Origin of the sequence: Exiguobacterium sp. SH31, assembly GCF_001816105.1 — a bacterium.
GTDB lineage: Bacteria > Bacillota > Bacilli > Exiguobacteriales > Exiguobacteriaceae > Exiguobacterium > Exiguobacterium aurantiacum_A.
The window spans coordinates 1-12,338 of record NZ_LYTG01000044.1 but is presented as its reverse complement, the minus strand read 5'-3'; the positions used below and the strand labels follow the sequence as shown (position 1 = coordinate 12,338).

Below are 12,338 nucleotides of genomic sequence, written 5' to 3'. Positions count from 1 at the left end.
CAAATGGATGCCTATTTGATATGACTATTTTGTGAATGATCATATGTATCCATCGTGTTCAACGTGAACACGTGGAAGTTGCATCCCCGATTTGACGAAAGAGTCGTAAATTCAAGTAGGTGAGCAGTTGATGTGTCGCGTAGCTGAAGAGCGTCGCCGTGACGAGTGTCATGACGAGCGCGGGCCCGTTTGACAACGACTGATGCCAGAACGGATACGTCCGCACACCGGACAAAAAAGCGAAGACGAGGGCGAAACCGATTAGGATTCCGCTATACTGACAGTAGTACCGACTTAATCGATTTTTCATGTCGCTCATTCCTTTCGTCCTTTTACTATACGAGATGGGGTATGACGACACAAGGAGGATGACTATGGAGCGATTTACGAACGAGGGGCGGACGCTCGTCTGTTTTGATTTCGACGAGACGTATTTCCCGCATGCGTGTACGTCTGAACAGCTAGAGCACTTGCGGCGGCTCGAAGATTTTATCGAGCAGCACTCTCATCGGTTGTCGACGATGTGGGTGACGGGGAGCTCGCTTGAGACGATTCTAGAGAAAGCAAAACGGGCCGAGATGCGCTACTTTCCGCATCGGATCGCCTCGAGCCTCGGGACGGAACTCTATCAAGTGACGGCGTCCGGGCAACTAGAACTCGATACCGGATTTTCGTCGCGGTTCCCGCCTGATTTTTCGAATCGTGTGTCAGAAATCGTGGCCAAATTAGAGAAAGCGCGCCTGATTGAACCTCAGACAAATCTTGGGACGAGCACATGGATGCATAATTACTATTACTTTGGCGAGAATGAGGACGACATTGAGCTCATCCGTTCGATTGCCCGTGACTTCGGTATCGCCGTCAATGTGAGCCGCTGCAATCCGCTCGCCGGCGATCCCATCGGTGCGTATGATATCGACTTCATCCCACGCGGAGCCGGGAAGACCGCAGCGGTCGATTACGTCTGTACCCGCTTTGCATTTCGAGCGGGCGAAGCGTATGCGTTCGGTGACAGCGGGAACGACTTGGCAATGTTGAAGCATGTCGGTAACGGATACGTCCTCGGCAACGGGACGGAGCAAGCCAAGTCTGAACACGATCGCGTGACCGCGGGAAGTTATGCGGAAGGAATGCTAGAGGTGTTGATGCGATTTGTGCAGGAGACACGGTCGCACTAGTTCACTTCAAGCGCTTTGAGCGATACGGAGTGCCGCTTGTTCCGCGCTCGCGAGCAAGCAGGACCGAACCGTTCTCGTGGATAAATCAAATGAGACGTGACTGTGCCAAAGTTCGGTGAACACGGTCGAGAGGGCGGCTTCTGCCAAGTCAGGGTGTGTCGTCAAACGCAGTGTGATGGCGTACAAGATTCGTTCATAACGGTCGTATAGGAGTTCTAAAGCGAGGGCGTCTTTTTGTTGGATGCGTTCGTATAATTCGCGGTCGGTAATAAATGACATTGTAAACTCCTTCAGAGGGTCCAGTTCGCTCATGTTTTGGTCGCGGCGGGCAATGGTCTAAATATGTAAGGGTTATATTTCACTAATCACCGCGCCGTAAACGGTTACTTTGACCGCGGAGCACATTCAAAAACACCCGAAGAACCGTTTATGCGGATCTTCGGGTGTTTTAGGTCAAAATGAATGATAGCAGTGGGGGCAGGTTTGGCTACTGCCCGGTGCCCGTTTGAACGTCTGTTTACAGTTCGGGCACGTGACGGTCTCGCTCTCTTGACCGAACAAGCTTCCGCGGTTGAATAAGACGTCTTTCAAGTTCGGCAACGCCTTGGCGGCAAAGATCATTGAGATGAACAAGAAAGCGGCGAGTACGGCAAGCATGACATAAGTCGTCACAGGTAAAGCTCCTTTCTCTGTCTCGTTTTTTCAAGCATACGGGAAAACAGGTGAAAACACACTTAATAACTAGAAATAAGAACAAATGTTCTGTATACTAGCAGTAACAAAGGAGGGGACAGGATGAAGAATGAAGTGACGCGTTGGATGCGGATGGGCCGGGTCGTCGAATTGATGTATGTGGATCGTCACGGGGTCATCTCGAAGCGACGAGTCAAGTTGATGAAGCTACAAGGGGAACAAGTAATCGCATGGGACATCATGAAGCAAGCCCGGCGGACGTTTTGCATCGAGCGAATCCTCGCCTGCCTCCCGATGATCGACCAGAAGTACGGAGGAAAGGAGGGAGTCGGATGACGCCAATCCCGAAATGTTCGGCGCCAGCGGAGCGGGCACTTGCAGCGGCTTATATTGACACGCTTGAACAACTCGCGACGTATTCGAGAACGGAGATTGCCGAGATGCACGGCATCGGACCGAGTGTGCTTCGATTGTTAGAGATTGCTCTCGCTGAACAAGGACTTCGGTTCACTGATAGCGAAATGAATTCCTAGTCCCGATATGGGCTAGGAATTTTTTGGTTAGACGTATGTTTTCCTATGAAAAAGGGAAGTAATATATTTGTCATCTCTATTACAGCCTAAAATCTAGTACCATGACGATAAGGTTTGTTAACCTAGCGACACCCATGAGAAAGGAAGTACACAGCATGAGGACGAAACATTTATCCGCCATTCTAGGAAATGAGATGGATGATATCGAATGTGATCCATGGGTGACCGGAATTGAAACAGATTCCAGAAAGGTCAGTCCAGGGAATTTGTTTATCTGCATCCGTGGTTATACGGTGGACGGACATGAATTCGCCGAAGACGCTGTCTCTAAAGGCGCGAGCGCGGTGATTTCTGAATCTCCGCTTGACCTCGAGGTGCCGAACATTGTCGTTGCCGATACGAAACGAACGGCCGGAGTCGTGGCGAGCGCGTTTTACGACCACCCGTCCCATCGGATGCGAATTTATGGCGTCACCGGTACGAACGGGAAGACGACGACTGCTACGTTAACATATGATTTATTTCGTTTATCAGGACGTCCGGTCGGGATTGTCAGTACGATTGGAGCCCGTTATAAAGATAAGAAGTTAAAGACGCCCAACACGACGCCAGAAGCCGTCGTCCTGCACCGCATCTTGGCCGAAATGGCAGATGCCGGGGTGACCGACTGTGTCGTCGAAGTATCATCGCACGCCATGATGGAAGGGCGCGTCGAAGGGGTCCGCTTCCATGCGGCGGCGTTCACGAACTTGACGCACGACCACCTCGACTACCACCGTTCAATGGATGAATACGCACGGGCGAAGGCGCGTCTGTTTGAGCAAGTCGAAACGACAGGCGGCGACGCCATCATCTTGAACGCGGAAGACCCGGCGAGCGAGACGATGGCCGCATTCGCACCGACACGGCGGAAAGTCATGTACAGTACGCGCGCAGACGTCCCGGCCGATATTCAAGTCATTTGGCTAGGTCACACCGTCCGCATCAAAATGAACGCGATGACGATCGAAGCGCCTGTTCACTTTATGGGATCGTTCAACGCTGCCAACTTGGCCGCGGCCATCGGTCTCGTCTCAACGTCGGAGCTCATGCTTCGCGCGATTATCGATAATGTTCCAGGGCTCACACTTCCGAAAGGTCGCCTCGAGCGGCTTGACACGGAAGATGCGGAGATTTATATCGACTACGCCCATACACCGGACGGATTGGAAAAATGTCTGTCTACTTTACAAAAAGGGGAGCGGCAGCTCGTCGTCGTCTTGAGCGCGGCCGGAGACCGGGACCCGACGAAGCGGGCCGAGATGGGACGCATCGCGAGCCGCTATTCGGACGATCTGATTGTGACGGTACACGATGTCCGAACCGAAAATCCGAAGCAGATCATCGACGGACTGCTCGAAGGCATCGAAGCGGACACGCATTATGTGACGTTTGAAGCGCGAAGAGACGCGTTGCACCATGCGGCCGTGCAAGCGCTCGACGGCAAACGCATCGTCGTCGTCGGAAAAGGGCACGACCATGTCGAACGTGTCGGCAGCGAAGCGATTCCGTTCAATGAATCGGATATCTTGTTAGAAGAATTGAAAAAATTAAAAGGCCAAGAACCGGCCGTTTGAATTTCATTACCAAGCATATAGAAGAAGGGCTGAATCGTTGGATTCAGCCCTTCTTTGACGTTTAGCCGTTCATGCGGACGACGGTCCGGCCGCTCAGCTCACCGCGCATCATCGCCTCGGCTTGACGCGGAACATCATGGAGCGGGATCTCGTGCACCATCCGATTGAGTACGTGCGGTTCGATCAGCTCGTATAGCCGCTCCCACGCCGTCACTCGTCTTGTGATCGGCTGCATGACCGAATCGATGCCGACGAGACGGACGCCTCGCAGGATGAACGGGTAGACGGTCGCAGGAAGTTCGTGACCTCCAACTAGTCCACAAGCGGCGACCGTTCCTTCGTATCGGGTTTGGCTTAAAATATTCGCGAGCGTGTTACCGCCGATCGAGTCGATCGCAGCATCGAATCGTTGGCGAGCGAGTGGTCGGGGTGTTCCTTCCAATTCACTGCGTGGTATCGTCTGTTCAGCACCGAGATCGGTTAAATAAGATAAATCTGTTTTTCCGGTCGAGGCAATGGCGTGATAGCCGAGTTTATGGAGCAAGGCGATTGAGAAACTTCCGACTCCGCCGGATGCTCCCGTGACGAGCACTTCTTGACCGGGATGAACGCCTTCGTGTTCGAGTGCCTCAATCGCGAACATGGCGGTCAGTCCGGGTGTCCCGATCGTGATGGCATCTCGCATGTTCATGCCTTCCGGTAATTTCACGAGCCAATTTCCTGGAACTTGTGCAAACTGGCTGAAGCCACCGAAATGACGCTCACCGATGCCAAATCCGGTCGCGATGACTTCGTCCCCCGGCTTGAAATCAAGATGATCGGATTCGACGACTTTCCCGACGAATTCGCAGCCTGGGATGAACGGATAATGGCTGACGATTTTGCCCGATCCGGTCAATCCGAGGGCGTCTTTGTAGTTGAGTGCCGAATAATGGACCTCGACGAGGACGTTGCCGTCCTCTTCTTTGGGTAATGAGTCACGATCGACCTCAGTCACCTCGGAATGGAGTCGGTCGTCACGCTTGTCGAGCACGAGTGCTTGAAATGAGTCGTTCATTGTAAATTGGCCCCTTTCTGTATGGCAAATCTGTTCCCTTTGTATGATTCCCCACTCTCGAAAATATATACGCGAATGTTTCGTTATAACGAGGTGTGGAATGGTACAATGTAGTAGATTCAATTAGAGTGAGGAGGAATGAAGCATGCGGCACGACGACTATGAGTTTGATGAAGAAGTAGAAGTAGAAGAAGGCGAATTGTTCAACGTATACGACATTCTGCCACCAGATGGAACTATTCTCGAAATGGCGACTGCTGAAGAGATGGTCCGCGCGGCGGAGCTTGAAGCGACACATAACGCGCTCGAGCGAATCCAAGAATCAAACTTCCAGTTGTCAGGAGTAACGTTTAAAGAGTTACTGACAGAGTTCGAACGATACGAGCAAGAATCGATGGAATTCTGGACGGGCGTATATAGCCGACTGCGCATTCCATGGGCATGGACGATTCGAATCGATGTGGCCAATGGCCCGATTCACGTCGTCAATGATCGTGACATCTTTATCGATGAGGCAGACTTCGAAGAGTACGATTTTGAAGAGTTTGCCGATGATGACTTTGAAGATGAGACCGATAACCAAAACTGAATCCAAAACGTCTTTCCCTTATTCAGAAGGGAAAGACGTTTTTTTGACTTCGCTCATGTCCATACGCATACGCATCACTTCCGTGGCACCGAACCAGAGCCCGACGCTACACAGCAGGGACACACCGCTCACCAACGCTCCGACGATCGCGATATCTCCAATCATCGTGAACGATAGCCCGAGGCTGAATATCCCGAAAAACAGCAATCCTCCCGCTATAGTCTTCATACATCACGCCACCCTTTCTCATTTGATTTGACTCTAGTGTAGCCGGTCAAACGAGACAGGGTTGGTCTATTTTTATACCCGGTTTAAAATTAGATAAGGTCGTGGATGGCGTACGTTTTTCCATTGACAAACGGCTTGTCGATCAACTGCTCGACGAGGACGCGGCCGACCGTCTCAGGCGAGCGCAGTTTTCCTTCCGTCTCGTAAGCTTGAAACTGTTCGACATCTTGAAACGCTTCTCGTGAAGACGCGCGGATCGTCTGTTGCATGGATGTGTCCATCACGCCCGGGTTGAACAAGGCGAGGCGATGTCTCGTTCCTTCTAGTTCGAGCGCGACGGTCTCACTAAAGTGGTCGAGTCCGGCTTTCGTGCCGCAGTAGGCGCTCCACCCCGAAATCGAACGTTTGGCGGCACCTGACGTCACGTGGATGAGCGAGACGGGCACATCGTAAGCGAGGACGGCGTTCGTGATCAGCATCGGGGCGAGCAGATTCGCCTGAACGTGAGCGGTGAGCTGCTCCGTGTCAAGATGGCCGGCCCGTTGAATCGGTTCGATCAACGCCGCGTTTTGGATGATGAGTAGCGACGTGGCGTCAGCGATGTACGGCTTGATTTGGTCAAGGGCTCGAAGTGTACTCGATACGTCGGATAAATCGACTTCGATATGTTTGAACGTTAAATCGCGTGATTGCGAGCGTGATAGGTTGATGACGTCGTAGTTTCGTCTCGACAGTTCTTCGGCGACAGCACGGCCGAGACCGCGTGACGCACCGGTGACAAGGGCAAGTTTCAAATAAATTCTCTCCTATTCGTGAATCGTTTTTCGAAAACCGTAGAAGGGGCGGAAGTTCAAGCGTTCATAATACGTATGCGAGGAAGCGCTCGCGAGCATCTCGAGTCGTGTCTCAGGATAGAGTGCATGGACGTGTGTCAATAACCGTTCCCCGAGGCCAAGCCGGCGGTGCGAAGCAGCGATGAGCAACTCGCACACGTAAAGGCTGACTTTTGTGTCGGTCAAACCGCGAAGATAGGCGATCACGTGTCCCGTTTCAGACTCGATGACGAAAGCGATGTTCGAGCGGCGCCATGCTTCTTTTGTCAACTCATCTTGACGAACGAGCTGGTGCCAGCCCTCAGCTTCGTTCAATGCTTGAATCTGTTCAAAATCTCGTTCATCGTAAAGACGGATGATCATCAAGACGCACCCACTTTCACTTCAATCGCTTTCATCACATCAAACGCCCCCTCTGACTCGTTCGAACAGACGGTCGAAATGACTTCTAAAGCAGGGTAATAGGCGGAATGGAAGCTGACACCGGGATCGTAACCCATCACGTGATATTTGAATACCTCTTCGTTAGGTTCGAGTTGAATCCAGACGCCATACCCGTAATGTCCGCCCCGGTCATTGACGGTCACGTGAGGTGTCAATAACCGCGTTGTCATCTGTTGACCGAGAAGACGATGCCCGAGCAACGCGTCCCATAGTTTGGCCATGTCGGCCACCGTCACGAACGCCCCTCCGTCCGAACCGCCTTTGACGGGAATAGAGTACTGGTTTGTCCGCCATGAACCGTCCGGATTGTTGATATAGCCGAGCGCCGTATCGGCAGGCAAGGCGTCAAGCGAGAAGTAACCGGAATCGGTCATGCCGGCCGGTGTGAAGACGAACTGTTCGATGTAATCCGAGAACGTCAATCCGCTCGTTTGTTCGACAATGAGACCGAGCAAAATGTAACCGGCGTTATTATAGTGGAATTCGCCGATTTCATGTTTCATTGACTGTTGCTGGAACATCGGCAAAAAGTCGCTCAATCGTCGTAGCTGATACATCGGACGTTGTTGCCATAACTCTTCAAAGTCGTTCATGACGGATTCATCAAAATAGTCCGGGATGCCTGACGTATGAGTGAGTAACGTTTCGACTGTCACACGTGTATCAAACTTAGGTAAATCAAGGGATAGACAGTCTCGGAGCAGCGAAGTGAACGCCAGCTTCCCTTGTTCGACGAGCTGACAGATGGCGATCGCCGTGAACAGCTTACAGCCAGAGGCGATCCCGAACCGAGTCACGTCACGGTTTGGCAGTCGTTCGGAACGATTCGCATATCCTTGTTGGCGTTCGATTAATAGGTCATGCTTTCGGACAGCGAGACATGTGCCTGAAAAAGCGGATGAGATTTCAAAATCTGACCAATTGTTCTTCATGCATGGACCTCCGGGGTTGGAATATTCGCGTTCTTGTTCAATAAGCAAACCTTACCATAAACATTAACCTAAATAATGGAAAAGTGATAGGTATCATCTCTCTCTCGTGATACGATAAACAAATATTTTAAAAAGTGGGAGCAGGAAATACAATGATTGAATTTGGATTTGGCTTGCTAGTAGGTCTGATTTTGACGTTTGCTATACAAAAGATTCGTCAGTCTCGCAAAGGGATGGATGAGGAATTTACGCATTTCGGAAATCGAATCAAGGACGTCATCTACATATTTGAAGTCAAACCGATTTTTCGATTCCGGTATATCAGTCCATCTTTAGACCTCTATCTAGGTGAAGGGGTCGTAGCGACCAATTATGAGGATCCGTATGATTGTTTTCGTCGCGTTCACCCAGATGACTATCAACTTCTCGTCAATAAAGTTTTAGGAAACGTCGATTACGACGAGGCGATTTTGCAACGATGGAGAACAGACGATGGCCGTTATTTGTGGTTCGAGGAATATACGACGCCGATTTATGAGAACGGTGAAATCGTTGCGGTGCAAGGTGTGATTCGAAACGTTCAGGCTGCCGTTGCAGAACGAGAGACATTAGCGTACGAAAGCCGTCACGACAGCTTGACCGGCGTGTTGAATCGTCGAGCGTTCAATGAAGCGGTCTGTCTTCTTTCAAAAGATAGTGTAGGTGCAATTGTCATCGACTTGAACGACTTGAAACGAATCAATGACAAACGCGGACATTCTGCCGGGGACAAGTTACTTCAAGAAACGGCTTCCGGGTTGCTCGAGCTGAGCACAAGGGTCTATCGGCTCGGAGGCGACGAGTTTGTCGTGTTGGCCCCTAATCAAGATGAGGAGTCATTCATTGTCTTCGCCACCGCCGTCAAGTCAAAGCTTGAAGCGAAACAAATTTCTGCCTCAGTCGGTGCGGCGTGGCATGAACAACTGACGGATTTCTCTCAGTTGTATGAGGAAGCGGACCGAGAAATGTATGAACAGAAAAAAAGAAGCAAGATGAAAAAGCACATTTCCCACTGACGAATGTCAGCGAGAAATGTGCTTTTTTCGATGGATTATCAACCGCTCGCTTTTTCTTCGAGCTTGGTTTCGGTCGTTCCAAGGTTGTTCAAGTACACCTCGTATCTCGGGAGCCAGTACCGGTACGATACCCAGACGAGACCGCTCGTTGCGGCGAACAATGTCAGCGTCGCCGGCCAGAACCAGCCCGAGACGATCCCGTCCGCATAGGCGAGACCGATCGGAGAGAAGACGAAATAGACGAACACCATCGAGGCGATGAGGATGATTGACGTCGAGATCGCATGACGCCAAGGTTTCACCCGACCGAGGTCGATCCGGATCGGCTTGATTTGCTGCATCGGACGCAGTTTGGCGAACAACAACATGATACTCGTCTCGATGACGAACAAGATGCCGTAGATGTGTATGAAGTTGATGCCGAGGTCAAATCCGAACCATTGTTTCATACCCCAGACTAAGAAGTAGTACGTGATGACATGGAAGCCGATGACGATTTTAGCGGCGATCGGCGGCACGCGCTTGACGAGCATGCCGATCAAGACGACGACGAGAATCGGGATGTTGAAGAAACCGGTGAAACGGCGAATCAAGTCCCAAAGACCGTCCGGCGCGTACATCAAGTTCGGTGCGACGAAGAACGAGACGAGCGCGACGAACGTCCCGAACCATTTGCTGACCCGGATCAAATCTTTGTCCGAGGCATCGGGTTTGAACTTCGGTTTATAAATGTCGAGCACGAACAGTGTGGCGATACTGTTCAGCAATGAGTTGAACGAACTGAACACCGCGCCGAGCAAGACGGCGAGGAAGAAGCCCATGAGCCACGTCGGTAGCAAGTCGGCGATCAAACTCGGATAGGCGAGGTCTGCCTTGTCCATGTTCGTGCCGTATAAGTGAAACGCGATGATGCCTGGAAGCAGCATAAAGATTGGAACGAGCAACTTCAAATAACCGGTGAAGAGGACACCTTTTTGTCCTTCGGCGAGGTTTTTAGCCCCAAGAGCCCGTTGAATGACATATTGATTCAATGCCCAGTAGAACAAGTTCGCGAAAATCATTCCGGTGAAGATGGATAGGAATGGCACCGAGTCATTCGATGACCCGATCGCGTTCAACTTTTCAGGGTTCGACGTCGCGATCGTCTTCATCCCTTCGACGACGCTGCCGTCGCCGAGTGCGATAAAGCCGAGCGTCGGGACGAGGAAGCCGATGATGATGAGCCCGATGCCGTTGAGTGTATCCGACACCGCGACGGCGCGGAGGCCGCCGAAAATGGCGTAGATAGCGCCGATGATGCCGATGAACCAAATGACGAGCCAAAGTGACTGTTCAAAGCTGATCCCGAGCAGTTCGGGCACGTCGAAGAGCTGAAGGACCGCGAGTCCGCCGGAATAGAGCATCGACGGAATCGTGACGCACATGTAACCGAACAAGAACAAGAGGACGGTCAAGCGCCGGACGTCCTCGTCATAGCGTTGACTTAAAAACTCAGGGATCGTCGTGATCCCGATGCCGAGAAAGCGTGGCAGTAGGAATAGTGCCATGATGATGGCGGCAATCCCAGCCGTCACTTCCCATGCCATCGCCGACATGTTGCCGGCGAACGACTGCCCGTTCAAGCCGATCAACTGCTCGGCCGATAAGTTTGTGAGCAGGAGCGACCCGGCGATGAAGAGACCGGTCAGCCCGCGACCGGCCAAGAAATAATCATCGGCGCTGTCGACTTTTCCTTTTGTCAGGCGATAGGATACGTAAGCGACGAGTCCCATGAATAAGGCTCCGGTCACTAATATGTATATAACTTGTTGAATCGTCACGATTTATCCCTCCTTGTATTACTTCTTATCTATAAGTACTTTTCGTAATTACCCACCTGGCACGATAATTATTTCCCATCATCGCTTTTGTAAACAAACCGTAACAAAGCTCACACGAAAAAAGACACCTGAAACGTCAGGTGTCAGAAAAAGCGAAGCAATGAAGTGGCGACAGTGAAGTAGATGAGCAATCCGAGATTGTCCACGACCGTCGTGATGAATGGACCCGAGGCCACGGCCGGATCGAGTTTCAGGCGGTTGATCAAGAGCGGGACGAGTGTACCGACAATCGTGGCAACGCTCAGTGAGGCGAAAATCGACAAGCCGACGATCATGCCGATCAAGGCGCTATCGTACAGGACCGTGATGACCCCGAAAATAACGACCATACAGGCCAGTCCAAGCAGGACACCAGTTCCGAACTCCCGGCGAATCATCTTGGCGACATTTTTCCGGTTGATCGTGCCTAGTGCGATCGAACGTACGGCGACGACGAGCGACTGGGTGGCGGCGTTTCCGGCCGACCCCATGACGAGTGGCATGAAGACGGCGAGCAAAACGATCGTCTCAAGCGTATCTTCAAATCCACCGATCGTCGATGCGGTGATCATCCCGAGGAACATGAGGCTGATGATCCAAGGGGCACGTTTTTTCGCGGCCTCGACCGGGCCCATGTTGATGTCAGACGAGCCTTTCGTTGCGGACAGCTCTTCAAAGTCTTCGGTCGTCTCGCGTTCGATGACGTCCATGACGTCGTCGACGGTGATGATGCCGAGCAAGTGATCATCGCTATCGATGACCGGGAGCGCGAGCAAGTCATACTTTTGGACGGTTCGGGCCAAGTCTTCTTGATCGGCCATGACGTGGGCCGAAACGACCCGCCGCCCCATGATATCGGCGATGAGATGGTCGAGCGGGGAGACGATCAAATCACGGAGCGACACAACGCCGACGAGACGTCGGTCTGCATCGATTACATATAAATAGTAAATCGTCTCAGCTTCAGGACCGAGGTCACGCAACTCTTCGAGTGTCGCCCCGATCGTTTTGTCGGCCTGTAGCACGATGAACTCGGTCGTCATGATGGCGCCGGCCGTATCGTCCGGATAGCGCATCAAGTCCTTGACCTCGGTCGCCTCGGTCTCGTCCATCTGCTCGAACAGTTCGTTCATGAAATCGTCCGGAAGTTCGGTCATGAGGTCGGCGGCATTATCCGAGAACATATCGTTCAAGACGCTGACCGCATACGGGCGCGGCATTTCTTGGATGAACTGCTGTTGTTCATCGAGCTCTAATTTTTCAAATAAATCGGTGTACTCTTCCGGTGATAGAGCGCTGTATACAAACGCCCGATCGGGTT

Annotated in this window: 16 protein-coding genes; 6 read left to right on the top strand and 10 right to left on the bottom strand. The window is 51.8% G+C overall.

Annotation, left to right across the window (positions count from 1 at the left end):
* Positions 1–58 precede the first annotated feature (58 nt).
* Positions 59–310, bottom strand: coding sequence for a hypothetical protein (locus A6395_RS07105; RefSeq protein WP_071398505.1), 252 nt, complete (start codon positions 308–310; stop codon positions 59–61).
* A 64-nt stretch (positions 311–374) separates the two neighbouring features.
* Between A6395_RS07105 and A6395_RS07100 the strand changes: the two genes are divergently transcribed.
* The gene (locus A6395_RS07100) at positions 375–1,178 is read left to right on the top strand and encodes an HAD-IIB family hydrolase (RefSeq protein WP_159429455.1); all 804 of its coding nucleotides are present in this window, start codon (positions 375–377) and stop codon (positions 1,176–1,178) included.
* Positions 1,179–1,184: 6 nt separating this feature from the next.
* On the opposite strand, the gene A6395_RS07095 is transcribed toward A6395_RS07100, so the two are convergent.
* Both A6395_RS07095 and A6395_RS07090 read right to left on the bottom strand, forming a co-directional pair.
* Positions 1,185–1,457 (bottom strand): hypothetical protein, encoded by a 273-nt coding sequence (locus A6395_RS07095; protein ID WP_071398504.1) that lies wholly within the window; start codon positions 1,455–1,457, stop codon positions 1,185–1,187.
* 174 nt (positions 1,458–1,631) lie between these two features.
* Positions 1,632–1,850, bottom strand: coding sequence for a zinc-ribbon domain-containing protein (locus A6395_RS07090; protein ID WP_233589660.1), 219 nt, complete (start codon positions 1,848–1,850; stop codon positions 1,632–1,634).
* A 123-nt stretch (positions 1,851–1,973) separates the two neighbouring features.
* Between A6395_RS07090 and A6395_RS07085 the strand changes: the two genes are divergently transcribed.
* The 3 genes from A6395_RS07085 to A6395_RS07075 all read left to right on the top strand — a co-directional run bounded on the left by A6395_RS07085 (position 1,974) and on the right by A6395_RS07075 (position 4,020).
* Positions 1,974–2,207, top strand: coding sequence for a hypothetical protein (locus tag A6395_RS07085; RefSeq protein ID WP_071398503.1), 234 nt, complete (start codon positions 1,974–1,976; stop codon positions 2,205–2,207).
* Entirely contained in the window at positions 2,204–2,404 is a 201-nt protein-coding gene (locus tag A6395_RS07080; RefSeq protein ID WP_071398502.1) for a helix-hairpin-helix domain-containing protein, read from the top strand. The genes A6395_RS07085 and A6395_RS07080 overlap by 4 nt, the downstream gene beginning before the upstream one ends.
* A 155-nt stretch (positions 2,405–2,559) precedes the next feature.
* Complete coding sequence (locus A6395_RS07075) at positions 2,560–4,020, top strand: UDP-N-acetylmuramoyl-L-alanyl-D-glutamate--2,6-diaminopimelate ligase (RefSeq protein WP_071398501.1); 1,461 nt, start codon at positions 2,560–2,562, stop codon at positions 4,018–4,020.
* Between the two features lie 61 nt (positions 4,021–4,081).
* Here A6395_RS07075 and A6395_RS07070 read toward each other — a convergent pair whose 3' ends face one another.
* Positions 4,082–5,077, bottom strand: coding sequence for an MDR family oxidoreductase (locus A6395_RS07070; RefSeq protein ID WP_071398500.1), 996 nt, complete (start codon positions 5,075–5,077; stop codon positions 4,082–4,084).
* A gap of 145 nt (positions 5,078–5,222) precedes the next feature.
* Here A6395_RS07070 and A6395_RS07065 point away from each other — a divergent pair, with 145 nt between their 5' ends.
* On the top strand, positions 5,223–5,666 hold the full coding sequence (locus tag A6395_RS07065) for a hypothetical protein (RefSeq protein ID WP_070329160.1): 444 nt from the start codon (positions 5,223–5,225) through the stop codon (positions 5,664–5,666).
* Between the two features lie 18 nt (positions 5,667–5,684).
* Here A6395_RS07065 and A6395_RS07060 read toward each other — a convergent pair whose 3' ends face one another.
* The 4 genes from A6395_RS07060 to A6395_RS07045 all read right to left on the bottom strand — a co-directional run bounded on the left by A6395_RS07060 (position 5,685) and on the right by A6395_RS07045 (position 8,103).
* Positions 5,685–5,894: a hypothetical protein gene (locus A6395_RS07060; RefSeq protein ID WP_071398499.1), complete on the bottom strand. Its 210-nt coding sequence runs from the start codon at positions 5,892–5,894 to the stop codon at positions 5,685–5,687.
* 89 nt (positions 5,895–5,983) lie between these two features.
* The gene (locus tag A6395_RS07055) at positions 5,984–6,688 is read right to left on the bottom strand and encodes an SDR family NAD(P)-dependent oxidoreductase (RefSeq protein ID WP_071398498.1); all 705 of its coding nucleotides are present in this window, start codon (positions 6,686–6,688) and stop codon (positions 5,984–5,986) included.
* Between the two features lie 12 nt (positions 6,689–6,700).
* A complete protein-coding gene (locus A6395_RS07050) occupies positions 6,701–7,090 on the bottom strand; it encodes a GNAT family N-acetyltransferase (protein WP_070329157.1) in 390 nt (129 codons plus the stop codon).
* Positions 7,090–8,103 carry a serine hydrolase domain-containing protein gene (locus A6395_RS07045; RefSeq protein ID WP_071398497.1) on the bottom strand — a complete coding sequence of 338 codons (1,014 nt, stop codon included), beginning with the start codon at positions 8,101–8,103 and terminating at the stop codon, positions 7,090–7,092. The genes A6395_RS07050 and A6395_RS07045 overlap by 1 nt, the downstream gene beginning before the upstream one ends.
* 152 nt (positions 8,104–8,255) lie before the next feature.
* Between A6395_RS07045 and A6395_RS07040 the strand changes: the two genes are divergently transcribed.
* Positions 8,256–9,158, top strand: coding sequence for a sensor domain-containing diguanylate cyclase (locus A6395_RS07040; RefSeq protein WP_071398496.1), 903 nt, complete (start codon positions 8,256–8,258; stop codon positions 9,156–9,158).
* A gap of 38 nt (positions 9,159–9,196) precedes the next feature.
* Here the strand turns inward: A6395_RS07040 and A6395_RS07035 are convergent, their stop codons facing one another.
* A complete protein-coding gene (locus tag A6395_RS07035; protein ID WP_071398495.1) occupies positions 9,197–10,978 on the bottom strand; it encodes a solute:sodium symporter family transporter in 1,782 nt (593 codons plus the stop codon).
* A gap of 143 nt (positions 10,979–11,121) precedes the next feature.
* Positions 11,122–12,338 (bottom strand): magnesium transporter (gene mgtE / locus A6395_RS07030; protein ID WP_071398494.1); only part of this gene is annotated, 1,217 nt, incomplete at its 5' end.